This window comes from Thermospira aquatica, assembly GCF_023525255.1.
GTDB classification, from domain to species: domain Bacteria; phylum Spirochaetota; class Brevinematia; order Brevinematales; family Thermospiraceae; genus Thermospira; species Thermospira aquatica.
Map to the genome: position 1 here is coordinate 2435326 of NZ_CP073355.1, position 24321 is coordinate 2459646.

General features: G+C 43.7%; 20 protein-coding genes, 1 tRNA gene and 4 pseudogenes. 6 read left to right on the top strand and 19 right to left on the bottom strand.

Annotated features, from left to right (window positions below; genetic code table 11):
* Nucleotides 1-75: 75 nt before the first annotated feature.
* The 6 genes and pseudogenes from KDW03_RS11845 to pyk all read right to left on the bottom strand — a co-directional run.
* A pseudogene (locus tag KDW03_RS11845) lies at nucleotides 76-201 on the bottom strand (ZIP family metal transporter); the annotation flags it as partial.
* Nucleotides 202-246: 45 nt separating this feature from the next.
* Nucleotides 247-319: transfer RNA gene (locus KDW03_RS11850), tRNA-Lys, on the bottom strand.
* Nucleotides 320-363: 44 nt separating this feature from the next.
* Nucleotides 364-1254 (bottom strand): protein translocase subunit SecF, encoded by an 891-nt coding sequence (gene secF / locus KDW03_RS11855; RefSeq protein WP_271435285.1) that lies wholly within the window; start codon nucleotides 1252-1254, stop codon nucleotides 364-366.
* Between the two features lie 23 nt (nucleotides 1255-1277).
* The gene (secD, locus tag KDW03_RS11860; protein WP_271435286.1) at nucleotides 1278-2816 is read right to left on the bottom strand and encodes a protein translocase subunit SecD; all 1539 of its coding nucleotides are present in this window, start codon (nucleotides 2814-2816) and stop codon (nucleotides 1278-1280) included.
* Between the two features lie 9 nt (nucleotides 2817-2825).
* Entirely contained in the window at nucleotides 2826-3137 is a 312-nt protein-coding gene (yajC, locus tag KDW03_RS11865; protein WP_271435287.1) for a preprotein translocase subunit YajC, read from the bottom strand.
* Nucleotides 3138-3211: 74 nt separating this feature from the next.
* Nucleotides 3212-4663 carry a pyruvate kinase gene (gene pyk / locus KDW03_RS11870; protein ID WP_271435288.1) on the bottom strand — a complete coding sequence of 484 codons (1452 nt, stop codon included), beginning with the start codon at nucleotides 4661-4663 and terminating at the stop codon, nucleotides 3212-3214.
* A 251-nt stretch (nucleotides 4664-4914) separates the two neighbouring features.
* Between pyk and KDW03_RS11875 the strand changes: the two are divergent.
* Nucleotides 4915-6065: pseudogene (locus KDW03_RS11875) on the top strand (integrase catalytic domain-containing protein).
* 254 nt (nucleotides 6066-6319) lie between these two features.
* On the opposite strand, the gene KDW03_RS11880 reads toward KDW03_RS11875, so the two are convergent.
* The 3 genes from KDW03_RS11880 to KDW03_RS11890 form a co-directional block, all read right to left on the bottom strand.
* Nucleotides 6320-7207, bottom strand: a complete 888-nt coding sequence (locus KDW03_RS11880; protein WP_271435289.1) for a YncE family protein — start codon at nucleotides 7205-7207, stop codon at nucleotides 6320-6322.
* A 62-nt stretch (nucleotides 7208-7269) separates the two neighbouring features.
* Complete coding sequence (locus tag KDW03_RS11885) at nucleotides 7270-7404, bottom strand: hypothetical protein (protein ID WP_271435290.1); 135 nt, start codon at nucleotides 7402-7404, stop codon at nucleotides 7270-7272.
* Nucleotides 7401-8531, bottom strand: a complete 1131-nt coding sequence (locus tag KDW03_RS11890) for a hypothetical protein (RefSeq protein ID WP_271435291.1) — start codon at nucleotides 8529-8531, stop codon at nucleotides 7401-7403. The genes KDW03_RS11885 and KDW03_RS11890 overlap by 4 nt, the downstream gene beginning before the upstream one ends.
* A gap of 255 nt (nucleotides 8532-8786) precedes the next feature.
* On the opposite strand from KDW03_RS11890, the gene KDW03_RS11895 reads away from it, so the two are divergent.
* The 4 genes from KDW03_RS11895 to KDW03_RS11910 all read left to right on the top strand — a co-directional run bounded on the left by KDW03_RS11895 (nucleotide 8787) and on the right by KDW03_RS11910 (nucleotide 12733).
* A complete protein-coding gene (locus tag KDW03_RS11895) occupies nucleotides 8787-8912 on the top strand; it encodes a hypothetical protein (protein ID WP_271435292.1) in 126 nt (41 codons plus the stop codon).
* A 330-nt stretch (nucleotides 8913-9242) separates the two neighbouring features.
* The gene (metK, locus tag KDW03_RS11900) at nucleotides 9243-10403 is read left to right on the top strand and encodes a methionine adenosyltransferase (protein ID WP_271435293.1); all 1161 of its coding nucleotides are present in this window, start codon (nucleotides 9243-9245) and stop codon (nucleotides 10401-10403) included.
* Nucleotides 10404-10447: 44 nt separating this feature from the next.
* Nucleotides 10448-11785, top strand: a complete 1338-nt coding sequence (locus KDW03_RS11905) for a UDP-glucose dehydrogenase family protein (RefSeq protein ID WP_271435294.1) — start codon at nucleotides 10448-10450, stop codon at nucleotides 11783-11785.
* Nucleotides 11786-11794: 9 nt separating this feature from the next.
* Entirely contained in the window at nucleotides 11795-12733 is a 939-nt protein-coding gene (locus tag KDW03_RS11910; RefSeq protein WP_271435295.1) for a UDP-glucuronic acid decarboxylase family protein, read from the top strand.
* Nucleotides 12734-12853: 120 nt separating this feature from the next.
* Here the strand turns inward: KDW03_RS11910 and KDW03_RS11915 are convergent, their stop codons facing one another.
* From KDW03_RS11915 to KDW03_RS11945, 7 genes and pseudogenes are all read right to left on the bottom strand, one after another.
* Entirely contained in the window at nucleotides 12854-13279 is a 426-nt protein-coding gene (locus KDW03_RS11915; protein ID WP_271435296.1) for an ATP-grasp domain-containing protein, read from the bottom strand.
* 19 nt (nucleotides 13280-13298) lie between these two features.
* Nucleotides 13299-14387, bottom strand: coding sequence for a RimK family protein (locus KDW03_RS11920; RefSeq protein WP_271435297.1), 1089 nt, complete (start codon nucleotides 14385-14387; stop codon nucleotides 13299-13301).
* Between the two features lie 144 nt (nucleotides 14388-14531).
* The gene (locus KDW03_RS11925; protein WP_271435298.1) at nucleotides 14532-15533 is read right to left on the bottom strand and encodes a hypothetical protein; all 1002 of its coding nucleotides are present in this window, start codon (nucleotides 15531-15533) and stop codon (nucleotides 14532-14534) included.
* Nucleotides 15534-15546: 13 nt separating this feature from the next.
* A complete protein-coding gene (locus KDW03_RS11930) occupies nucleotides 15547-16092 on the bottom strand; it encodes a LiaF domain-containing protein (protein WP_271435299.1) in 546 nt (181 codons plus the stop codon).
* 80 nt (nucleotides 16093-16172) lie between these two features.
* Nucleotides 16173-17735: an L-aspartate oxidase gene (gene nadB / locus KDW03_RS11935; protein ID WP_271435300.1), complete on the bottom strand. Its 1563-nt coding sequence runs from the start codon at nucleotides 17733-17735 to the stop codon at nucleotides 16173-16175.
* 3 nt (nucleotides 17736-17738) lie between these two features.
* On the bottom strand, nucleotides 17739-18509 hold the full coding sequence (gene map / locus KDW03_RS11940; RefSeq protein WP_271435301.1) for a type I methionyl aminopeptidase: 771 nt from the start codon (nucleotides 18507-18509) through the stop codon (nucleotides 17739-17741).
* A 104-nt stretch (nucleotides 18510-18613) separates the two neighbouring features.
* Nucleotides 18614-18991: pseudogene (locus tag KDW03_RS11945) on the bottom strand (bactofilin family protein); the annotation flags it as partial.
* 209 nt (nucleotides 18992-19200) lie between these two features.
* Between KDW03_RS11945 and KDW03_RS11950 the strand changes: the two are divergent.
* A pseudogene (locus KDW03_RS11950) lies at nucleotides 19201-20419 on the top strand (integrase catalytic domain-containing protein).
* A 74-nt stretch (nucleotides 20420-20493) separates the two neighbouring features.
* Here the strand turns inward: KDW03_RS11950 and KDW03_RS11955 are convergent.
* The 3 genes from KDW03_RS11955 to rho are packed head-to-tail and all read right to left on the bottom strand — an operon-like array spanning nucleotide 20494 to nucleotide 23842.
* Nucleotides 20494-21228, bottom strand: coding sequence for an NAD-dependent protein deacylase (locus KDW03_RS11955; RefSeq protein WP_271435303.1), 735 nt, complete (start codon nucleotides 21226-21228; stop codon nucleotides 20494-20496).
* A gap of 13 nt (nucleotides 21229-21241) precedes the next feature.
* Nucleotides 21242-22573, bottom strand: a complete 1332-nt coding sequence (locus KDW03_RS11960) for an FAD-dependent oxidoreductase (RefSeq protein WP_271435304.1) — start codon at nucleotides 22571-22573, stop codon at nucleotides 21242-21244.
* Between the two features lie 24 nt (nucleotides 22574-22597).
* The gene (gene rho, locus KDW03_RS11965) at nucleotides 22598-23842 is read right to left on the bottom strand and encodes a transcription termination factor Rho (protein ID WP_408648381.1); all 1245 of its coding nucleotides are present in this window, start codon (nucleotides 23840-23842) and stop codon (nucleotides 22598-22600) included.
* Between the last annotated feature and the right edge of the window lie 479 nt (nucleotides 23843-24321).

Consider the following 24321-nt stretch of genomic DNA (forward strand, 5'->3'; position numbering starts at 1 on the left):
CTTTAATTATTTTTTTCGGAATATATTCATTTCAACTTTAACAAACAATTGCATCCTCTTTCAAAAAATGCTGACAAACCCCAGCATGGCATCAAGAAACTTCTGACTCATCCGTGGAGTTACCAGCACAAGGCCTGCTCCCAGAGCAGTCATCCCCCACGTAAACAAGGTCGCCAGCAAAGCAAGAAAAAGCGGATGCATACTCCCTCCTAAAAAAAACGGCTTACCCTCACGGATAAGCCAGAATGAGCCGCCTGGGGCTCGAACCCAGGGCCCTCACATTAAAAGTGTGATGCTCTACCTGCTGAGCTAGCGGCCCAACCTCTTCATGGAACACACTCCATGAAGGAGATATATTATACACTATTTTGCACGATTTGTCAAGCGTCTCACCCCCGCTGTAACAGGAGAAGCAATCATCACGGAGGAGTAAGTACCACTTATAAGACCCACTATCAAAATCACACTAAAGTTCCGTAAAACTTCCCCGCCCCAAATATAAAGAGCCACAGCTGCAAACAACGTTGTCAGAGAAGTAATAATCGATCTATCAAGAACCTCTGTCACCGAACGATCAATCACCAAGACAAAATCTTCCTCTTTGTGCAAAGCTTTTCTCTCACGGATCCTGTCAAATACCACAATCGTATCGTTAATCGAGTACCCGAGAATCATCAATATAGCAGCAATAATAGTAATATCAATAGGAATCCTGAGAAACAGCGCAAAGGCAAGCATAATCAAAAGATCATGCAATAGAGCTACCACAGCCCCAAAACCATAACTAAAGTCAAAGCGAATAACAATATACACAAGAATGATAAGCGAGACAACCCAGATCAAATTCAACGCCCTATAGACAAAGGATTTTCCTACCTTGGCCTCAACCACCGTCACACCAAGAAGAGAAACTTTATCCTCTCCATAGGCCTGATAAAGCGTTTTCTTGATCAACTCAATACCATCCCTACCTTCCTCATAAGGGACCGTAATCACAAAACGGTTATCTTCAACTAACCCAACTGTTGTTACATTCGCATCTATCCCAACGTTTTTAAAAAGCGAGCGAATCTCTCCCACAGATACCTTTTGCTGAAGTGCTACCTCGGCCCGGCTTCCCCCTTTAAAATCAATCCCAACCTCAAAACCACCATTAACCACATAGACCACGACTCCCGCAAGAATAATCAAAAGCGACAAAACTATAGCCAGAGGCGTCACCTTCATAAACGGAATAGGTTTTTTCTCTTTCATGCTTTTCTCCTTGTGAGACTTAGTTAGATAGATACTTTTTTGAGCTTAAGCGTCTCAAGTAAAAAGTCATACACCAATCTTGTCACAAAAAGCATAGCAAACATATTCGCAATAATACCAGCCCCAAGCGTCATACCAAAACCTTTGATACTTCCAGTACCAAACAGTGAGAGCGCCACAGCTGCAAAGAATGTTGTCAGGTTAGAATCCCAGATTGTCGCAGAAGCATGCTTATAGCCGTTTTCAAGGGCATGACGGAAATTTGAAGTACGTCTCATCTCCTCCCGTATACGGCTGAAAATAATCACATTCGCATCCACAGCCATACCTATCGTAAGAGCGATACCAGCAATACCAGAAAGGGTAAGTGTTGCTGTAAATATTCCTGAAAGAATGGCAAACAAGAAATAAATATTAAACACTAGCCCAATAACAGCAATCACTCCACTCACTTTATACCACACAATCATAAAGATTGCCACTGCTATAAGAGAAATCACAACAGCTTTTGTACCCCCTTCAATGGCATCAGCACCAAGAGAAGGCCCAACAATTTGTTCTTGAACAACATTCAGGCGAACAGGTAAAGAGCCGGCTTTGAGAATATTTGCCAAAAAGTTAGCTTCTTCGTAGGTAAACTTCCCTGAAATCTCCCCACGACCACCGGGAATTTCAGAATTAATCACCGGTGCACTTTTAACACGGCCATCTAGTACAATTGCAAGACGTCTGCCAACATTATTTCGTGTCACATCGGCAAAGATCTCAGCACCTTCCAGGGTAAGACTAAAAGAGACAACAGGCTGCCCCGTTGTCGGGTTCATGTCTGGCTGAGCCTTGTCCATGTAGGTACCATCAAGCACCGTTTCTTTTTTTAGCACATACCAGCCCTTAAGCCGGGGAATGCCATACTCATCATTTTCATAGAGAGGATACCAATCACTGTCGCTCGAAAGTATAAAATTCGTTGGAATATTCTGACGGCTTACCACTGCACCCTGAACCATTTGAACCCCTAACTCTTGGAGTTTTTTCATCGCTTCCTCGTCCACCAGCTTAAACTCCAAACGACCGACACGAGAAAGTGACTCCCGAATAATCTGGGGCTCACTCACTCCAGGAAGCTCCACACTGATACGCCCATCAAACGTCTTGGCAATAGAAACTTCGCTCACTCCAAAAGTATCCATACGATTCTTGAGAATCTCAACGGCACGCTCATTAGCCTTGTCAAACTCTTCTCGAAAAGCTGCTTCCGAGAGACTCTCTCCTCCCTTATCGGCCAGCTGAATTTTCAATTCCTCTGCATCCACCTCAAGTAAAAGGTTTGCACCACCCTGAAGATCAAGACCAAGATTCATAACTCTTTTGCGAAGTGCCTTGATATCAATAACCTGTTTTCGAACCTCAGGTGAAAGTTTATCCATCTCTTCTTCTGAAATCTTGATAAGCTCCTTGGTGTCTTCTGGCAAAAGAAAATACCACTGGATCGTAGGCCACATTCCCCAGAAGCCCAATGCTACTAAAATAAGAAGTAGAACCAGGCGTACCAGCTTGCTCATATAGCCTCCCTATTTTTTATCCAACTCTGGTGTAATCACAGCCGCGATAAAATCCTTACGAACCTCTATCTTTGCATCGGCTGTTTTGATATAGACCGTCTTATCTCCAATAAACTCAATAGTACCTACAATACCGCCATTGGTGATCACGCGATCGCCCTGTTTCATGCTCGCAATTTGCTTTTCAAGCGTCTTCCGACGTTTTCTCTCCGGCAAAAAAATAAGCACATACATAAAAACCAAAAGAAGGAGCGGCATAAGAAGAAGTGAAAGTCCACCTCCCTCCGCTGGTTGAGCTTGTAACCAAAGCCAATTCCACATTGTTTTCCTCCATCTCCGTAATCATTACACCATTATACCGGTAGAACTCAAAAAAATCAACATCTCAGACAAAACTATGCCTGCCATACCTTAATCATATTCGTACTTCCAGGAATACCCACTGGTACACCTGCTGTAATCACCACAAAATCCCCCTCCTGAACAAGTTGTTTAAACCGAAGCACTTCTCCCGCTCCATCAAGAAGTTCATTCACCGTCGAAACCTCGCCCAGCTCATAAGGTATTACTCCCCATACAAGAGCAAGTCTTCTTGCCGTTGCAGCAGAGGGACTAAATCCTATGATAGGAATAGGAAAACGATATTTCGCCAAATTTTTGGCTGTACCACCACTGTGAGTAAAACTCACAATATATTTAGCCCCGATCTTGTGAGCAAGCTCCACTGTTGCAAACGTAATGGACTCCATCACGTTCTTGCGCGCTCGTTTCATCAGATCTACCTGAGTCACCGTACGTCCGGCAAGCATCTTCTCAAAAAGCTCACTATTCTCTACCTGAGAAGCGATCTGAGCCATCATCCGAACCGCTTCTACAGGGTATTGTCCAGCAGCACTCTCCGCAGAAAGCATCACCGCATCTGTCCCATCAAAAATAGCGTTGGCCACATCATTGGCCTCAGCACGGGTAGGCCTGGGATTATTCACCATCGATTCAAGCATCTGGGTTGCAGTGATTACCGGCTTACCTGCGATATTACACTTTCGAATAATCATTTTCTGAATAACAGGAACCTCTTGAGGAGAAGTCTCCACTCCCAGATCTCCTCTTGCTACCATGATAGCATCACTCATATCAATAATATTGTCAATATCTTCCACTGCCTCAGGTTTCTCTATTTTGGAAATAATAGGAATACGTCGACCATATTCTCTCAGCATAATATCAATAAGTTCTCTCACATCGTCTGCACTGCGAACAAAAGAGAGCGCCACATAATCCAGTTCGTGTTCAAAAGCAAACTTAAGATCATGTCTATCCTTATCCGTAATAGCAGAAATATTGAGCTTGATATGGGGAAGATTGACACCCTTTCTCGGTTTAAGTTTACCGCCGTTAATGACTTCTGTATAAATGTTGGTTCCTTCGATCTTTTGAATACGCAGTTCAATAAGCCCATCATCAAGAAGAATACGACCTCCTACCTTTGCTTCATTATGCAGATTCGGATAGTCGATGGAAACCTTTTTCTCCCCATTGATCACCCCGCCTACAATCTGATCCGTGGTAATCACCAGTGTATCCCCCGCCACAAGTTCAATAAAGTCACTTTCGAGTTTTCCAACTCGAATCTTTGGTCCTTGCAGATCCTGGAAAATAGCCACAGTTTTATCTAACTCTTTGGAAGCCTTACGTACATAATTCACCGTCTCAAGGTGATCTTCAAACGACCCATGAGAAAAATTCAATCGAATAACATTCGCCCCAGCCTCAAGAATCTTGTATATAGTCGGATAGTTACGTGATGCTGGCCCTATGGTGGCCACAATTTTGGTAAAACGTTTCATACATACCCCTTATTTTTTTACAAAAATTTGAATATATATTTTAACGAAAATGTTTTTTTTTGCAAAAAAACGAATTGCTTCATAATAAAAGTACTCGAAAAGGGAACGTTGCTTCAAAATAAAAAAGTACTTTAAATTTGTGTAAAATAATCCAGTTCAAAGAACTGGAGGTAAAAGGTGGAGTTAGCGATGTTTGAAAGGAGACCTATTTACAGGGAAACGGCAAAACAATATCAAAAAACCAGGGAAAAATGGAGATACTGGATTATTTTGTGAGGATAACAGGCCTAAAAAATCGAAACTATGCCGCCAGGCTCTTGAGGCAACACGGAAAAACCATATATGTAGGCAAGAAAAATTACCTTAAAGCCGATATAGCCAAGAAGGGCAAAAGACCTGGCAGAAAGAAAAAATTCGGCGAAGAAGAACTAAAAATGCTAAAACAGGTCTGGGAAATTGAAAACTACATGTGTGGCAAACGTTTAAAGCCAATTTTAAATGAAGTTTTAGATAATCTCTTAGCAAACGGACATCTCCACGGTTCTCCACAGGCTATAGAAAACTTGCGCCATATAAGTGCTTCAAGTATTGACCGACTTTTGAAACATGAGCGTAAAAAGCTTGAGATAAAAGGACGAAAAGGTACAAAGCCTGGAACGTTGTTAAAGCAACAAATAGCTATACGCACGTGGGCAGAGTGGGATGAAAATTGCCCTGGTTTTATGGAGATTGATATGGTTGCCCATGAGGGAGGAAATAGCCGGGGAGACTTTGCTCAAACATTAAATATGGTGGATGTTTGGAGCGGTTGGACAGAGCTTGTGGCAATCAAAAACAAAGCTTCAAAATGGGTAAGAGAAGCCATAGAAAAAGTCAAAAGACTTCCTTTTGATTTACGGGGAATTGATTCTGATACCGGTGCTGAATTTATTAATCATCCTCTACGCGATTGGTGTGAGAAGCACCAGATAAAATTTACAAGGGGGAGAAGCTCCCGTTCCAATGATAACTGCTACGTTGAGCAGAAAAACTATTCCATAGTCCGCCAGAATGTTGGATACTTCCGCTACGATACCGAGGAAGAAGTCTACTACTTGAACCGACTCTATGCGTATCTCAGGCTTTATGCCAACTTTTCAACGGTTATGAAAATGACAGAGAAAAGAGAATCGGAAGCAAGGTGCAAAAGAAGCATGATGATATTAAAACTCCCTACCAACGGCTTTTAGAAAGCTCTTATGTAAGTGAGGCACAAAAGGAACGCCTAACAAGGCTTTATAAGGCTCTCGATTTGTTTCACCTAAGACAAAAAATTACAGCTTGCCAGAGAAAACTTTTCAGCCTTCAAAAGAAAAAGAATGTAAAAAACAAAAATTTGGAGGAAACTGTATGGAATTTTTGAGTACTTTTTTTTATGAGGCAATGATTCGAATTTCGAGTACTTTTTTATTTGACGCAACGGGAAAAAGAAAGCCCCCTTTCTGGGGTTAGTGTATAGGGAAATGTTGTTCCAATTCAAAAAAGGAGTGGTTTCTCCATAAGCTGAAAAATTCAGCTTATAAAACACCCCGAACAGCCCGTCAGGAAGAGAAAAAGAAGAGAGAGCAGGCCAATGCCCGCCCTCCAATTGTTCTTACGGATGGTCATAATCCCCCCTCAGTACGGTATCTTCTTCACAAGCTTGAGCCCATTCGTGAGGCTAAAAACCGCTATAACCCGGGCCCCACTATCCAGAACATAAACCTTGTGATTATTGACCTTAAACCTCGCTTTGTAGTTGGTGATATACCCCACCATATTAGTGGTATTGAGATCAATGATGCCAATGCAGCTATTCACTTTTCCCTCATCACCTCCCACAATCAACCAATTTGAGGGTGAATAATAAACAGCCCCTTGTGGAAAAAGTTCTTCGCCTTTGCTGTTTGTAGGCTCAATACTATAGCTCAGTTTCCCTGTGGTTGTATCATATACCCTAATCTGTTTGGAATCGTGTACGGGGACATAGAGGAAATTGCTCGCCCAAACCAGTGCAAGGTACTCATGGTCACTCCATCCACTATTTCCACCACCTGCAGAAAGATTGGACCCTAGTATAGTAATCTTTCTGGTCTCAATATCCAGGCTCGCTATGTGATAGGGAGCAAAAAAACTTGTGGCATATTGCCCGTAGAAGCGACCATCACCCCCCACCCCACCCTTAGGGTAGAAGAAGTTCTCAAGAAAAAAGGTCTTGTACAAACGATCGTGCTCCATATCAATCACCGAAGAGGGGTAGCTCCCCAACCCATGTTGGACAAGAAGCTTGCTGTAGGGACTATATACCATGTAGTAAGGATTGACTTCTTCCAGCTCAATCACCTTACACTTCACCTGTTCTGGATAGACGATATAGATATAATTCGGCTCCCGAATAGGGCTCCCACTCTCCAGCACGGCTATCTTACTGCCAGCCTTCACGGCATAGTCAGCATAGCCATATTCACTATCCTTCTCCCTGAAGACGATCCTCCGAACAATCTCGTCTGTATCAGTATCAATCACATTTATTTTTCGCCGTCGCCGGTCTCTGTGAAAAGGAGCATGTGCTCTTGAGAGAAAAGGGTTCAAAGGGCTTCATCTCCAGAGGCTCTACCTCCCCATCGAGTAACGAGCACCAGCACAGCCAGCAGGTTGATAACGATGATAAGAAGGAAGAGCACGGCAATTCCTACCCTGGCGCTATTCTTACGGATGGTCATAGTACTCCCCCCACCGTCCTCCCTCTATACATCTCCTCAACTTGAGCTCGCCCCACTTCCGCAGTTTTCCCTCCTATTACCAGGAGCTTCCCTGATTTAACATTATTCTCAGTATGCCTGTCCAGAGAGTGGAATTTTACTTCTTTTCCTTCTCCTGGTCCCATAGTGGTGAAAACTTGGGGTGTTTCCCCTGCCTGGGAGTAATACGTTCCCGTATGACCCGATAGAACCCCAGAGCTTATAGGGTCGTTATAAGCACACCAGAGGATGTCCCCACTCTTGGCGTGACTTATCACCCATTCGGTAGCCTCTTCCTTGTTGACAACGGTAGCCCCTGAAGAAAGTGCTTTAGAAATAGGAAGATTATTATGAGATCCCCCTGCCTCCGAAGATGTCACTCTCATGTCATAGGCTCTCACGTCCCTCTCGAGGGCCTCATGAAGATCTTGCACCACCTGGATATTACTTCCCCCCTCGTTGAGAAAGGCTTCTGTTTCGCTCTCTGCATGTCTCTGGAGTTCTCCTCCTACAACATGGCTCTTGGACGCCACCTCACTCCTGAGAACTGTAACTACTTCGTTCACGATGTTACTTACCTCCTCCATCGAAATATTACTCGAGGTATTCACGTAGCGAGAAAGCTTTGCCACCGTTTCATCTAACTTTATGCCCTCGACTATCTCTCTTGAGAGCTTCTCGGTATCCTTTCCTACCGCAGCCGTAATGTGTTCGGCAATCTTTTCGTTCAAGGTACGGTCGAACTCAGAGGCATTCGTCGGCAAATCAAAAACAACCACCTTACCATTGATAAGGCGCGGTTGGGAGAGGGTGTTCATCGCCCGTGAACGCAAACTCTCCGGGATAACCAGCGCTTCGTTTGTCTCCCAGGGTTGGTTGGTGTTCAACACAAGAGAACCCATCTCTACCCTCGGGACAGCATAATACGTACCATTGGTCTCGACCGTGATACTCAACGGCTCCATCTTTACCTCTACTACCACCGCCTCTGACTTAGCCTCCTCTTTTTCAACAACAACACCAGGGGATTGAAACGAACACGAGAGGTTTATCATACTCACAAGGGTAACAATAGCCGTGAGCCGATACCACTTACAATACCCCCTCACCCTTTTGGTGAAATTCTTCCATTTTTATTCCCATGCCATCATGATTTTCTCCTTTTTTAATCTTATTTTCTTCTTTAACATGGGTGATTTTAAGGCGTTTTTTTTATTTGTCAAGTTTCCGAATTGCTTCATAATAAAAGTACTCGAAAAGGGGTCACTATTGCAAAATAAAAAAGTACTCCAAATCTGTGTATAAAATAATCCAGTTCATGGCTCGACAAGCTCGCCAACCGTGGCTCGACAAGCTCGCCAACCGTGGCTCGACAAGCTCGCCAACCGTGGCTCGACAAGCTCGCCAACCGTGGCTCGACAGGCTCGCCAACAGGAATTGGGTTGGCGATGTTTGAAAAAAGACCTATTGACAGGGAAACGGCGAAGTGATATGCTGAGCTTGTCGAAGCACAGTATCAAAAAGCTAGAAAAAAGGAGAAAATGGAGATACTCGATTATTTTGTGAGGATAACAGGTTTAAAAAATCGAAACTATGCCGCCAGGCTCTTGAGGCAGCACGGAAACAAAAACTCGGACAAAACAGCATGAAATTTTCAAGTACTTTTATTTATGAGGCAATGATTCGAATTTCGAGTACTTTTTTATTTGACGCAACGGGGAATTCATACCCCAAGAATTCATACTAAAAGAAATTTGCAAAAAACATCTTTTTTTCCTATAATAGTAAACCACTTTGAAAGATTCGTTAAGGAGAACCCTATGAGTGCAAAAAGATACCTTTTTACTTCGGAATCGGTAAGTGAGGGACACCCGGATAAACTTGCAGATCAGATTTCCGATGCCGTTCTCGATGCATGTCTCAAAGACGATCCCAATTCCCGTGTTGCCTGTGAGGTATTTACAACAACTGGTATGGTACTTATCGGTGGAGAAATCACTACCTCCACCTATGTAGACTTCCAGGAGGTTGCTCGAGGTGTTGCAAAACGAGTAGGGTACACGAGACCTGAATTTGGACTCGACTATGAATCTATGGCGGTCATCAACACGGTTCATAGCCAGTCTCCCGATATCTCTCAAGGAGTCTCGGGAGAAGGTCTTTTCAAAGGTCAACAGGGTGCAGGTGACCAGGGTATGATGTTTGGTTTTGCCTGCCGTGAAACACCAGAACTCATGCCTGCTCCCATCATTTACGCTCACAAGATCCTCATGTACGCCGCAAAGCTTCGAAAAAGTGGTGAACTCACCTGGCTCAGACCTGATTCCAAGAGTCAGGTCACTCTTGAGTACGAAGGACACAAACCTATCCGTGTCCATACGGTTGTTCTTTCCCACCAGCATGATGAAAATATCTCTTATGAAGAACTCAAACGAGAACTCATCGAAAAAGTGATCAAACCTATTCTTGAACCCACTGGTTTATTAGACAGTGATACCAAGTATTTCATCAATCCCACTGGAAGATTTGTTATCGGGGGTCCTCATGGTGACACCGGCCTCACGGGGAGAAAAATCATTGTGGATACGTATGGTGGTATGGGACGACATGGTGGTGGAGCTTTCAGTGGTAAGGATCCGACAAAGGTAGACCGAAGTGCCGCTTACATGGCTCGTTATATAGCCAAAAATCTCGTAGCCAGTGAACTCTGTGAACGATGTGAAATCCAGGTCTCTTATGCTATTGGGGTTCCTTTTCCCATTTCAGTGATGGTAGATACCTATGGAACAGGCAAGGTACCAGAAGAAAAACTCGCAGAGATTGTCCAGAAAGTTTTCGATCTCTCCCCATCAGGCATCATCAAAACACTGGATCTTCGTCGCCCTATTTATCAGGCAACGGCTGCCTATGGCCACTTTGGAAGAGAAGAATTCCCCTGGGAAAAAACTGACCGTGTGCAGGATATTTTGAGACTCGTTTAGAATAGTACAATATATTACAATTGAAATATTTTAAAGGTGGAAATATGAAGGTTGGAATTATCGGGACGGGGTATGTAGGGATTGTCTCAGGTGTCTGTTTTGCCGACATGGGACATCAAGTAGTATGCTTCGATGTAGACCAGTATAAGCTTTCACTTTATAGACAGGGTAAATCCGCTATCTATGAACCCGGTCTCGAAGAACTCCTCGCAAAAAACATTGCTGCAAAGCGTATTCATTTCACTGACGTTATCACCGAGATGATCAAAGAGTCAGACGTTCTTTTTATCTGCGTAGGGACTCCTCCGCTCCCGGACGGCTCTGCTGATCTCTCGCAAGTAGAAGCAGCGGTTCGTGAGATAGCTGAAAACACCCCTGCCGGAGCGTACAAAGTTATTGTCGAAAAAAGTACTGTTCCGGTAGGTACCCACAAACGATTGAAGAATATCACCCGTCTGTACAATAAGTCGCAGGCAAAATTCGATTTTGTTGTTAATTCCGAGTTTCTCAAGGAAGGAGATGCTATTCACGATTTTCTCCATCCTGACCGTATCGTCATAGGAGCAGAAACAGAAGAAGCAAAAAATCTCATGATAGAACTCTACAGTACTTTTAAAGACAAGATTCTCATTACTGATCCCTCGAGTGCTGAGATCATTAAGTACGCATCAAACTCCTTCCTCGCTACCAAGATCTCTTTCATCAACATGGTTGCAGATCTTTGTGAAAAAACAGGAGCTGATGTTTCTCTGGTTGCCGAAGGAATGGGACTTGATAAACGGATAGGGAGAGCTTTTCTTAACGCAGGAATAGGCTATGGAGGAAGCTGTTTTCCAAAAGACGTAAAAGCATTTATCCATGTTATGGAACAGTATGGCATCGACGCATCAATCCTTCAGTCGGTAGACAGCTTCAACACTCAACGTTTCCATCGAATGATAAAAATCCTCAAAGACGAACTCTGGATCCTAAAAAACAAGCATATTGCTATGTGGGGACTCGCCTTTAAACCCAACACTGACGATATTCGAGAAGCCCCATCTATCAAAATCGTTCAGGAACTTCTCGATGCAGGTGTGATTTTACATCTTTATGACCCGGCAGCGATGGAAAACTTCCAAAAACTCTTTCCACCCTCCGACAGGGTCCACTATGCCCTTTCTCCGCTTGAAGCCGTAGAGAATGCCGAAGCTCTCCTTCTGGTCACAGAATGGGCAGAATTTAAAAAGATCCCTATCACAAAATTCTACGAAAAAATGAAACTCCCTGTCGTGATTGATGGGCGAAACCTTTTCCCTGCAGAGGATATGATCAAACACAATTTCCGTTATTTCCCCATCGGTAAGGGCAAGGTCCTCGAAACTATGGAAAACAATAAATAGAGTAACACGATGAAACGAGTACTTATTGCTGGTGGAGCAGGGTTTATTGGGAGTCACCTCTGCGATAGGTTTCTGAGTGAAGGGTATGAGGTTTTTTGTGTTGATAACCTCTACACAGGAACAATTGACAACATTAAACATCTCGAACACGAAAAAAGATTTCATTTCCTCGAACATTCTATTCTCAAACCTCTCAAAATCTCCTGTGAGCTGGTTTTAAACTTTGCCTGCCCCGCTTCTCCTCCTCACTATCAAAAAGATCCCATCTTCACGGCACGTACAAGTTTTGAGGGTACGCTCAATCTTCTCGAACTTGCACGGGAAAATCATGCCCGTTTTCTTCTTGCTTCGACCAGTGAAGTCTATGGAGATCCTGAAATCCACCCCCAACCAGAAACCTACCGCGGGAACGTCAACACTATTGGTATCCGAAGCTGTTATGATGAAGGAAAACGTATCGCCGAAACTCTCACTATGGACTACCATCGTTTCTACCAGCTTGATACCAAGATCATCCGCATTTTCAATACCTACGGCCCACGTATGCTGGAAAACGATGGTCGGGTAGTCTCGAACTTCATTGTCCAGGCACTCAAGGGAGAACCTATCACTATCTATGGTGATGGTTCTCAGACGAGAAGCTTCTGTTATATATCTGATCTTGTTGAGGGCATCTATCGCATGTGCACCAAGGATAATTTTACAGGTCCTGTCAACCTTGGTAATCCCGAAGAGTACACTGTTGCAGATTTCGCGAGATTGATAAAAGAATTAACTCAAAGTAGTTCTGAAATATGCTTTTATCCTCTTCCCCAGGACGATCCTCGAAAACGCCGTCCTGATATCTCTCTTGCAAAAAAAGAACTCGCCTGGGAACCAACCGTACCTGTAAGAGATGGCCTTACCAAAACGATTGCCTATTTCCAGGAAAAACTTGCCTCGAAATAAAACACGTTTTGGTCAAGAGCGAATCCGTAAACTTTCTGATGAGCTCTCACCAGGATGTTTCAGTAGCAGACATAGAAATCATAAACATCAAAAAAAATTCCATCATATTCAGAATACCTCCTATCCCTGTGAGGAAAGGAAGTTTTTCTTGCGACTCACCTCTAGAGCAAAATGCCGCATAATACGCCGATACAATCGATCCCTGAGTATCTTATCCTCTATACCTGCATCAATATTGGGTTTATCATTGATCTCTATGAGATAAAACTGTTCTCCTACCTGTTTTATATCCAGCCCATAAAGACCCTTACCCACCAGCCGTGCTGCCTTGAGTGCCATAGAGATAAGCTTGCGTGGAGCAAGTTCAACTGGTAACGTCTCAAATCTCCCGTACTTATCCTGCCCCTCTGTGGAATAATTGACAATCTGCCAGTGCTTTCTCGCCATATAGTATTTGCAAACGTAGAGGGCTTCGCCATTCAATACACCAACCCGCCAGTCAAAGCTTGTTGGCAAAAACTCCTGCACAACAATGAGATCACTCATATCCAGCAGTTTTTCTCCTTCAGAGAGAAACGCTGCTTCCAGAGAGAAACGCTGCTTCGTCCTCCACCTTGACTACTCCTCGAGAAAACGAGCTATCTGGCTGTTTCATCACGCAAGGAAAAGAAACCTCCCGCAAGATTCTTTCCATGTTGTCCTCATGAAGAATCCAGGTCTTTGGTGTTGGAATCCTGGCACGCTTCATCAACTCTGCAAGATACACCTTGTTGCTACAACGAATGATGGAAAGCGGATCATCGATCACGACTAATCCTTCTGCCTCCGCCCTCTGAGCAAAACGAAAGGTATGATGATTGACACGTGTCGTTTCCCGGATAAAAAGAGCATCAAACTCCGCAAGCTTGTTATAATCCTCTTTCGTAATAAACTCAACATTAAACCCCATTTCCTCCCCTGTTTTTTCAAACTTTTTTAATGCTTTTGCATTGGATGGAGCATCCCCCTTTTCATCAGGATTCACCAGTATCGCCATATCATAAGGAGCCGAGTGCCTTTTTTTATGATAAAAACTTTTACTCTCAAAATACATGTCAGCAAACTCGACAACCCACATCTTTTCGTCGTCAGGGATCTCATTTGCCGAGATAGGGACGATGCTTTGAACCTCCCAGTGCCCATTCGGTTTTATAAAAACCGCCTTAATCAGAGGCGCCTGAAAAATACCAAAAACAGCCTGTCCCAACCGCTCATATTCTTTGCGAATCGTATGACCAAAATAAATCCGCATGGTAAAGGTCGGTACCGTTTTTCCACTGAGTTTCATCTCCTGAGAAACCGAAGGAGGGGTTTTATTGAGAACACTTCTTATCAAATCCTCAAGATCCGCTGTTAAGACCTTAACCACACTCTGGGTTTTCATCTCCTGAATGGTTGCTACCGTGGGCATAACACGATGCTGCCTGGCCGCGGCCAGAAGAGATACATAATACCCAATAGACTGGTAACGATACGAACGACAGAGATTAAAAACCTTGATGTTTTTATCCTGAATATACTCCTCTTTTGTTAAATAGTCACGAGCAGAAACCACCTTGATATGTGGTGAATGAAAAAACCAATCCTTCGTATTATTCACCACAACACAGATCATACTTTCCCTCCTTCAAGAGGGAAAAATCTCACTGGTAAGGGATCACTATCTTCCATAAATACCAACTCCTAAGATAAAGTATAAAGCAAGCTCTCTAAAAAATCAAGAAAAGGGGTGTTGGCGCCAACACCCCTTTTCTTCTCTTTAGAAAGCAATAGAAACCGGAACAACCGTAATTGCCAGAGCGTTATTCAGAGGGTTCCACTCTACAGCAATATCAGAGACAAAGAAATGTGCTCCTACAAGCAATCGTAAGTCAAAGAGGTCATAGTTACTTTTCCCCGAGCCAGTCAATGTTACCTCCTGATTACCAAGAGAACCGGTGGTATCCTTAAACGCCACCTGAGCTGTGAGCGTCGTATTCACCTCACCAAAGTTAAAATTACCACCAATGCCCCCATAGACATCAAACATCAAGACTGAAAGTCCTCCCACTACCTTAAGCCCCAAGGAAGACCCTGACCATTTATTATCCATAGTCATGGTCATCTCATTCGTTCCGATTACCGTGTTATTAACTGGTTCATAGGCAAGTGAAGAAACTTTTTGGGCTGCCCCAATGACCCCTGTATCATAGTCATAAGAGAGCCTTGCCTCAATCTGACTCTTGGCAAACACGAGATTAATACCGGCCAGTTTATAGCGAGCCTCTGCTCCAAAATGGAAAAAACCTATAGCTACATTGGCATCAGCTGTACCAAAAGTGATTGTAGGAAAATACCCAAGCCTCAGTCCAATATCCATAGGCACCAGCGGCACCCCTATCTTGCCATAGATCTCATCATAAGACAAAGGAAACGCTCCAACCACCTGAGCAACCTGCTTCACACCCTCAGCGTTTTTACTCGCATCAAGACCTCCTACAAACGCGGAGAGATCCCTGGAAAACAACGCTGCCCATACGTAACCAGGCATCACTGTACCCAATCCCACACCCATCTTCACACCCGGCAAACCAGAAGCATTTGCTGCGGTTACATTTCCTGAACCTGTATAGTATCCCACATTTTTGGCAAGTGACTGAGCTATAGCCGTAGAACCATCTCTCAACACCTTGGAAAGGTCATTGGTCATAGTATCAAAATCCGTACCAAAAACCATACCCGCTATCAATAAACCCATCACTACTCCACAAACCCGTTTCATAGCTTACCTCCTTTTATTTTACCTTAAACTCCACCGAACCAAACACCGCATTGGCTATAATTATAACACCAGAGTCCTGATCACTTGAAAGAGATCCAAAACTCACACTTCGTTTGTCAGGAAATTCCACGCTTCCAAAGACAGCATGCCCCTCTACCCGAACAGGAACATCCCGAGGCAATGTCACCTCAATCGATCCAAACACTGCGTTACATTGAATAACACGCTTTTCCTCTGGTTGAAGTGAAGAAAAATCCGCTTCAACAGAGCTAAAAATGGCATTAAAAGTCGAGGCACCCTCGTCAAGTCCTATCTCCGCCGAGGCAAAAACCCAGGATCGCTCAGATCCCTCTCTCACTACATACCCTTCTCCCTTTCCCCACCTCCATGGAGACTGAAAAATAAGCCCTAACCCCAAATAAATCAGAAAAATAGCCAACCCTATCCTGAAAAGAGGAAGATCAATGTTGAAAAAAGACTTGAGAATCAGAGAGAGACCAAAGAGAATGAACAACACTCCCCAGAACACCATAAACGCTTCAAGACTAAACCAACGCATATCACCTCCTTTGCATTAACTATACTATCATTTTTTAAAAAAATCAAATTTTTATTACCTTCAAATTTTTTGAAAAAACTTTATCGCTCTTCTTCGCTATCCAGTCGATAATGAGCTCCTCTACTTTCCCTATTCGTCCAGGCATGTTGGGCTACAATAAGTCCTGTTTGTACCGCGTTTCTCAGCTCAATAATCTCCGGCGAAATCCTCGCATCCCGATAAAAGTCCTCAACATCCTCCCGAAGATTTTTGAGATCCACAAGAGCCCTTTTTAGCCGTTTCTTCGTCCGAACCGCACCCACATAATTCCACATCATATTCTTCAAGAGAGCCCAGTCTTGATAAATCAAGGCAGGATCAAGCTCTTCTGTTCCTGTCTCTTTCCACTCCGGGATATCCTGATACGGCTGTTCATACCAGCTCTCTCTCGTTCGACCAAGAAAAAGAGCTATCCTCCTCCCAAACACCACTCCTTCAAGAAGTGACGTACTTGCAAGGCGATTCGCACCATGGAGCCCTGTACAGGCCACCTCCCCCACTGCATAAAGTCGCTGAATCGTTGTCCGCCCTTCCATGTCCGTATACACACCCCCACAGGAAAAGTGATACGCTGGCACCACTGGAACAGGATCAACCGTAATGTCAATCCTATAATCCAAACACTTCCGATAAATTGTCGGAAAACGAGACTGTATCTTTTCCTTGCCGAGACGAGCAATATCAAGATACACACAAGGTTCTTGAGTTGCATACATCTCCGAAAGAATTGCTCTTGTCACAATATCCCTCGGTGCCAGATCTTTTTGAGGATGATACCGCCCCATGAAGGCTTCTCCATATTTATTGATAAGTACAGCCCCCTCTCCTCGCACCGCCTCCGAAATCAGAAAATTATCCGCCTTGGGATGAAAAAGCGTCGTGGGATGAAACTGGGTATATTCCATATTGATCAGCCTCGCCCCTGCCCTATAGGCCATCGCATAGCCGTCACCCGTCGCACCGCGAGGATTGGTCGTATGAAGATAGAGTTGTCCCATGCCTCCTGTAGCAAGAATAACATTCTTCGCCAACAGCTTCTCTACCTTACCCGTACTTTGATTGTAGGCGTAGACACCCAGTACTGTCGGGGGGAGGTACATTCTCTGGGGATAACGAGTATGGTGATCAAGGGTAATAATATCAATCACATGATAGCTAGATCGAATTTCTATCCCTATCTTTTTGAGCGCAGAAATCGCCGCTTCTTGAATAGTCTTTCCCGTGCTATCCAGGGCATGAAGAATCCGCCTGACCGAATGAGCCCCCTCCTCGGTAAGATCAAACCCTCCTGTATCATTACGGGAAAAATCTATACCAAAAGCCTCAATAAGAACTTCATTCACGGCAACCTGTGCTTCTGTCGCAACTATGCGAGCTGCCTCAGGATTGACAATCCCAGCCCCGGCTTGCAAAATATCCTGCATCAAGAGTTCAGGAGAATCTCCTGGGCCCTTGTACACAATACCCCCTTGAGCATAATAGGTATTGGACTCAAGGGGATCATTCGTCTTCGTAAGGGCAAGAACAGAAAACCCCTGTTTTGCCAGAAGATATGCTGTCGTTGAACCTGCAATCCCTGTTCCAATAACCAATGCATCCCACATCGTTTACTCCCAGGCAGAAAGAACTATCGGTTCTCCATCTGTAATCGCCACTGAATGCTCCCAGTGGGCCGCCCAACTTCCATCTTTCGTTACGACTGTCCAACCATCTTTAAGAACAGTAACTTCATGGGTTCCCAGGGTAACCATCGGCTCAATCGCTATCACCATCCCCTTTTTGAGCTTTGGTCCCTTGCGTTTGGGATCGTAGTAATTAAGCACGGGAGGATCCTCATGGAGAGCTTTCCCTACCCCATGACCACAGTAATCACGCAGAATACCATACCCTCTCGGTAAAAGATAAGAAGAGATGACTCTTCCTATCTCATTGAGGTAGACCCCTTCACGACAGACTTCAATCGCAAGATCAAGAGCTTTCCTCGTATCTTCTACAAGAGTGCGATTTTTTTCGGATACATTGCCCACGAGATACGTATAGGATGCATCTCCATAATAGCCGTGGAAATCTGTTCCTATATCAATACTAACAATATCCCCATCTCGCAAAGTATACTCTCCGGGAATACCATGAATGACCACCTCATTTACCGAGATACAGCTCGCCGCTGGATACGGTCGAAACCCTCCACCCGGCGTATACCCCTTGAAAGAGGGACGAGCACCACGAGAGAGAATAGCATCCTCAATGATCTCGTCTATCTCCTTTGTTTTTACTCCAGGGCGAATATACGGATGAAGCATCCGGAAAATTGAAGCAATGATTTGGTTACTTTTCCGAATGTACTCAATCTCCACACTATTTTTAAGGAGAATCATAAGAACTTACTGTCTTTTTCTTTCTCTTTACTAGAAAGAATCTCTGGTATCTTCTCTTTCTTTTCCTCAAACATAGCATCAAAGTTTATCGAAGGACCAGAATTGTAAGCATCCTCAATAAGTTTTTCGACCTCTTTTTTCTGCCCGGCAGTGATAAGAATACTTCCTTTGATAACGACACCAGGCTCCATAGAGAGTTGCGGTACCGTAATATTCCCCAGAACACGACCGGTGGAGAGAAGTTTTACCTCTTCAAGTGCCTCCAGATCCCCTAAAACTACTCCCGCAACGGTAATCTTCTTTGCTCGCAAAACCTGGGTCTTGACTTTTCCTGTTTCACCAACGTAGAGATGTTCCTCAACACGAAGTTCACCTTCAAATTTACCATCAAGCTGAAGTGAACCATGAACAAAAAATTTTCCTTGAAACGCTGAACCTTCGCCAATAATTGTGTTCAACTGTCCTTCAATTTTAGGTGGCATGTATTCCTCCTCTTCTCATATCTTTCATTATACACCGCGAAAGCAAAAAAGTCAATTTTTCGAATTGCTTCATAATAAAAGTACTCGAAAAGGGAACGCTATTGCAAAATAAAAAAGTACTTTAAATTTGTGTAAAATAATCCAGTTCATGGCTCGACAAGCTCGCCAACCGTGGCTCGACAAGCTCGCCAACCGGAATTGGGGTGGCGATGTTTGAAAGGAGACCTATTTACAGGGAAACGGCAAAACAATATCAAAAAGCCAGCAAAAAGGAGAAAAAGGAGATACTGGATTATTTTGTGAGGATAACAGGTTTAAAAAACCGAAACTATGCCGCCAGGCTCTTGAGGCAGCACGGAAAAACCATCTATGTAGGCAAGAAAAATTACCTTAAAAAAATTCGACGAAGAGGCAAAAAAAAAACCTGGCAGAAAGAAAAATTCGGCGAAGAGGAACTAAAAATGCTAAAACAGGTCTGGGAAATTGAAAACTACATGTGTGGCAAACGTTTAAAGCCAATTTTAAATGAAGTTTTAGATAATCTCTTAGCAAACGGACATCTCCACGGTTCTCCACAGGCTATAGAAAACTTGCGCCATATAAGTGCCTCAAGTATTGACCGACTTTTGAAGCATGAGCGTAAAAAGCTTGAGATAAAAGGACGAAAAGGTACAAAGCCTGGAACGCTATTAAAGTAACAAATAGCTATACGCACGTGGGCAGAGTGGGATGAAAATTGCCCTGGTTTTATGGAGATTGATCTGGTTGCCCATGAGGGAGGAAATAGCCGGGGAGATTTTGCTCAAACATTAAATATGGTGGATGTTTGGAGCGGTTGGACAGAACTTGTGGCAATCAAAAATAAAGCTTCAAAATGGGTAAGAGAAGCCATAGAAAAAGTCAAAGGAAGACTTCCTTTTGATTTACGGGGAATTGATTCTGATACCGGTGCTGAATTTATTAATCATCCTCTACGCGATTGGTGTGAGAAGAACCAGATAAAATTTACAAGGCTCCCGTTCCAATGATAACTGCTACGTTGAGCAGAAAAACTATTCCATAGTCCGCCAGAATGTTGGGTACTTTCGCTACGATACCGAGGAAGAAGTCTACTACTTGAACCGACTCTATGCGTATCTCAGGCTTTATGCCAACTTTTTTCAACCGGTTATGAAAATGACAGAGAAAAAGAGAATCGGAAGCAAGATGCAAAAGAAGCATGATGATATTAAAACTCCCTACCAACGGCTTTTAGAAAGCTCTTATGTAAGTGAGGCACAAAAGGAACGCCTAACAAGGCTTTATAAGGCTCTCGATTTGTTTCACCTAAGACAAAAAATTACGGCTTGCCAGAGAAAACTTTTCAGCCTTCAAAAGAAAAAGAATGTAAAAAACAAAAATTTGGAGGAAACTGTATGGAATTTTTGAGTACTTTTTTTTATGAGGCAATGATTCGAATTTCGAGTACTTTTTTATTTGACGCAACGGGTTTTTCTCCCCATTTAGAGAAAACCCAGGTGTTTTAAAACCTCGTCCATATCTTCATGAATGACAATCTCTGCCTCCTCATCAAGAGGTGTTGGTTCACGATTAATAATTACAAAGTGAGATTCCTCTTCTCGGTACCCGGGAAGACCGGCTACAGGATAAACAACAAGAGAACTCCCCAACACCACCAGGAGATCGGCAGTTTGGACTGCCTGCATGGCTTTTTCTAGCCCCATGACATACTCCCCAAAAAACACTACATGAGGTTTAAGAACACCACCACAGGCAACACAACGAGGAATTTCGCCTTTCTGGACATGTTTTTCGATCTCTTCGCTGGTATCATAACTTGCCCGACACTCAAGACAATCCCATTGCCGGAGATGACCATGGATTTCTATCACGTTTTTCGATCCAGCTTTATGATGAAGCCCATCTATATTCTGGGTAATAATTGTTTTTAATCGCCCAAGCTCCTCTAAACGCTTCAAAAAATGATGGGTGTAGGTAGGTTGAGCATTCAGAATACTGGTATACAACGGCGCAAAAGTTTTATAAAACGTGGCCGGATCCTCACGAAAAGCCTCTATATGAAAAAGTGTTTCATTTACCCCGCCCTGACGATAGATGCCATTCTGAGAGCGGAAATCCGGAATTCCTGCCTTGGTGGAAATCCCTGCCCCCGTGATGACTACCATTGATTTACACTTTTGAATATACTCCATAAGCGTATCAATTTCTTGTCTCATAGACCCTCCTTTCTCATATTTCCAGGGCTATCTCTCCGACGAGATCCTCCAGAGAACCAACCGTATACATGACTTCACCTATCTCATGAAAACGCACTCCCTTCATCATCGCAAGAGAAAAAAGATGCACAAGCGATTCTGCAGATGGTCCGTACGCCACTACTCCGAGAATATGCTGACGTACCTTGTGGAGTAAGAGAGAAACCCATGCCTCTCGATTCTCAGGACCAAAAAGAGGCCAGCTTCTTGAAATCACCTGAAGCTCAAAGGGCTGAAATCGTTGTCTCGCTTCTTCTATTCTCATCCCCACTGAAGCCAGAGGATAGTCAAAATACGATACCCCGGGAACTACATCATAGCGAATAATATCTTTATGCAGCTGGACTGTGGGCACCAGAGGGGGCATCTTCTGAAGAAAGAGATTTTCAGCGGCTACACATCCCTCTCGTTTGGCAACATGAGCCTCACTTCCTGGATGAATCATATCACCTACCGCAAACACCCCATTTATGCTTGTCTGATACGTTTTACTGACCTTTATTCCCCCTGTTTGGTCATCTCTCTCAAGTTCAAGTGGAGACACACCCTCTCTTCCCCAGAAAACAAGGAGAGCCTCACTCTCAAGAAGACGCGAATTTCCAAGACTATCTTCTAGCTCTATTCGCCAGCCATAAGAAGTTTTGAGAGCTTCCCTGAGTTCCATCCCCTCATAGATGTGTACTCCAACTGTGGACAGAAGCCCTCTCACCTCCATACGAGATTTTTCTCCTTCCTCTGAAAGGAAGATGGCATTTCTCTCCACCAGTATCACCTGACATCCAAAAAGCGCCAGATGATACGCAACCTCACAACTCTCCTTTTCCCCCCCAAGAATCACCACGGATTGGGGGAGAGTTTCCCATGTTCCCCATGCATCGGGGTCACCAACGAGCTGGACAGGTTTTTCCCATCGGCTGCCGGTCGCTAAAATCACATTTTCACAACGGTAGATAGAATCTCCTACCCCAAACACAAAAGGCTCCCGAAAAAGAGCCTCTCCGTAGACCAAAGAAACATCATTTTGTTCAAGAGTGGTACGAAATTTCTTGCGTAAAGAATGCTGAAATTCCTTCCATTGACTTCTCACCTCTTGATAAAGAGGTTTCCCTTGCGTGTGTTGATACTGCCCCATTAAAAACCTTAAGTACATCATTCCCTGGTGCAAGACATACCCACCAAGAGAATCTTCACCTTTCTCCACAAGAACCACAGGACTTGTTTTTAAACTCCCAAGTTTTTTTGCCGCTTCAATACCCGCTATTCCCCCGCCAACAACTGCCACCTGGACGGTTTTTTGATCTGGCATTCCTGCTCCTTGTAAAAAATCTCCCTAACTCTTCCCATTCAGATTGGCATAAACCTGCAAATTCCGGATAAACTCTTCGTTGGTTGCGGCTTTCCGGAGAGCTGCGGTAAGTTTATCGATAACATCTTCATTTGACATGCTTCCAAAGGCACGACGAAGCATATGAACCCGCTCTAGTGTTATCGGATCAAGAAGCAATTCTTCCCTTCTCGTTCCCGAGAGTTTCAGATCTATCGCGGGGAAGATACGGAGATTGGCAAGATTTCTATCCAGATGGATCTCCATATTTCCGGTTCCTTTGAATTCCTCATAGATAACCTCATCCATCTTACTCCCCGTATCAATCAAAGCAGTGGCAAGAATAGTAAGACTTCCACCTTCTTCAATGTTTCGAGCAGCACCAAAAAATTTCTTTGGCTTGTACAGGGTATTGGCATCTATACCGCCGGAGAGAATCTTACCACTTGCCGGCTCCACCTGATTGTATGCCCTTGCCAAACGGGTAATCGAATCCAGGAGAATCACCACATCGTGTCCGGATTCTACCAGACGTTTTGCACGCTCCAGAACCATATTAGCTACCTGAATATGTTTCTGAGGAGGCTCATCAAAAGTCGAACTGATAACCTCTGCTTTCACAGAACGCTGCATTTCCGTCACCTCTTCCGGTCGTTCATCAACCAGAAAGATGATCAGCGTTACCTCGGGATGGTTCTGGACAATACTGTTAGCTATCTTTTGAAGAAGCGTTGTCTTACCAGCTTTTGGAGGAGAGACAATCAAACCACGCTGTCCCTTTCCAATAGGAGTAAAAAGATCCATCATCCGCATGGCTATTTCATGAGGGGTAGTCTCAAGTTTTAAACGTTCCTTGGGGAAAAGAGGGGTAAGATTATCAAAGAGTGGTCTACGTTTCGCCTCTTCAGGGGAAAGATCGTTCACCTTTTCAATACGCATGAGGGCAAAAAACTTTTCTTCCTCAGGCTTTTTCGGTGGTCGGATATGCCCCTCGATGGTATCACCACTTCTTAAGCGAAAATTGTGAAGCTGATGCCCGGATACATAGATATCATCCGAACTTGCATAATAGGAATAGCGTGGGGAACGCAAAAAACCAAAGGTATTATCCCTTTCCTTCTCAATAATCTGAAGAGTGCCCCCTCCATAAATAATACCATTTTTATCTGCGTGCTTTCGAAGAATCTGATAGATAAGTTCCTGAGTATGCATTTCAGCATAATTTTCTATCTCCAGGTACTCCGCTACCATAGAAAGCTCAGTAACAGAAAGCTGCTTTAACTTATTCAAAAATATAATTGTCCTATCCTCAGTAAATATCTGTTTAAGAACATCCTCTAGATTGTTCGAAGGCACGTATTTAGCAAACAACAGGTGTTTATAACTCGGTTTTTCCTCCTGAGAAATCGTCTTTGACGATGTCTCGTTTTGAACTGCCTCATTCTCATATTCTTCGCCCACAGCTACCGCCTCGGAAGAAAAAGCCTCATTTTCCTGCTGAGAAGATGGCAATACGTTCTTCTCAGCATTGTTGACTTTTAAGACAATCTTTTTTCTCGGCATACCAACTCCTTTCTGTTCTTGCTCTCGCAAAACAGAATGTATCTCTTTATGTTTTTTTTCGTATTTTCTCTCCAGATAGAAAAAATACGTCTCACTCTACTTTTGCCTTCTCTTATTCAAAAACCACGAATTTTTGTCCAAATAACACAGAACTCTCTCTAAGAAAA

Excerpts from the sequence above, each read along its gene's own strand:
- pyk (WP_271435288.1), bottom strand. The coding sequence starts at position 4,663 with ATGAAACGTTTTACCAAAATTGTGGCCACCATAGGGCCAGCATCACGT.
- rho (WP_408648381.1), bottom strand. The coding sequence starts at position 23,842 with ATGGTAGCGGAGTACCTGGAGATAGAAAATTATGCTGAAATGCATACT.
- map (WP_271435301.1), bottom strand. The coding sequence starts at position 18,509 with ATGATTCTCCTTAAAAATAGTGTGGAGATTGAGTACATTCGGAAAAGT.
- KDW03_RS11930 (WP_271435299.1), bottom strand. The coding sequence starts at position 16,092 with ATGCGTTGGTTTAGTCTTGAAGCGTTTATGGTGTTCTGGGGAGTGTTG.
- KDW03_RS11910 (WP_271435295.1), top strand. The coding sequence starts at position 11,795 with ATGAAACGAGTACTTATTGCTGGTGGAGCAGGGTTTATTGGGAGTCAC.
- nadB (WP_271435300.1), bottom strand. The coding sequence starts at position 17,735 with ATGTGGGATGCATTGGTTATTGGAACAGGGATTGCAGGTTCAACGACA.
- KDW03_RS11960 (WP_271435304.1), bottom strand. The coding sequence starts at position 22,573 with ATGCCAGATCAAAAAACCGTCCAGGTGGCAGTTGTTGGCGGGGGAATA.
- KDW03_RS11915 (WP_271435296.1), bottom strand. The coding sequence starts at position 13,279 with ATGAGTGATCTCATTGTTGTGCAGGAGTTTTTGCCAACAAGCTTTGAC.
- yajC (WP_271435287.1), bottom strand. The coding sequence starts at position 3,137 with ATGTGGAATTGGCTTTGGTTACAAGCTCAACCAGCGGAGGGAGGTGGA.
- secD (WP_271435286.1), bottom strand. The coding sequence starts at position 2,816 with ATGAGCAAGCTGGTACGCCTGGTTCTACTTCTTATTTTAGTAGCATTG.
- KDW03_RS11885 (WP_271435290.1), bottom strand. The coding sequence starts at position 7,404 with ATGACCATCCGTAAGAATAGCGCCAGGGTAGGAATTGCCGTGCTCTTC.
- metK (WP_271435293.1), top strand. The coding sequence starts at position 9,243 with ATGAGTGCAAAAAGATACCTTTTTACTTCGGAATCGGTAAGTGAGGGA.
- KDW03_RS11925 (WP_271435298.1), bottom strand. The coding sequence starts at position 15,533 with ATGAAACGGGTTTGTGGAGTAGTGATGGGTTTATTGATAGCGGGTATG.
- KDW03_RS11955 (WP_271435303.1), bottom strand. The coding sequence starts at position 21,228 with ATGAGACAAGAAATTGATACGCTTATGGAGTATATTCAAAAGTGTAAA.
- secF (WP_271435285.1), bottom strand. The coding sequence starts at position 1,254 with ATGAAAGAGAAAAAACCTATTCCGTTTATGAAGGTGACGCCTCTGGCT.
- KDW03_RS11905 (WP_271435294.1), top strand. The coding sequence starts at position 10,448 with ATGAAGGTTGGAATTATCGGGACGGGGTATGTAGGGATTGTCTCAGGT.
- KDW03_RS11920 (WP_271435297.1), bottom strand. The coding sequence starts at position 14,387 with ATGATCTGTGTTGTGGTGAATAATACGAAGGATTGGTTTTTTCATTCA.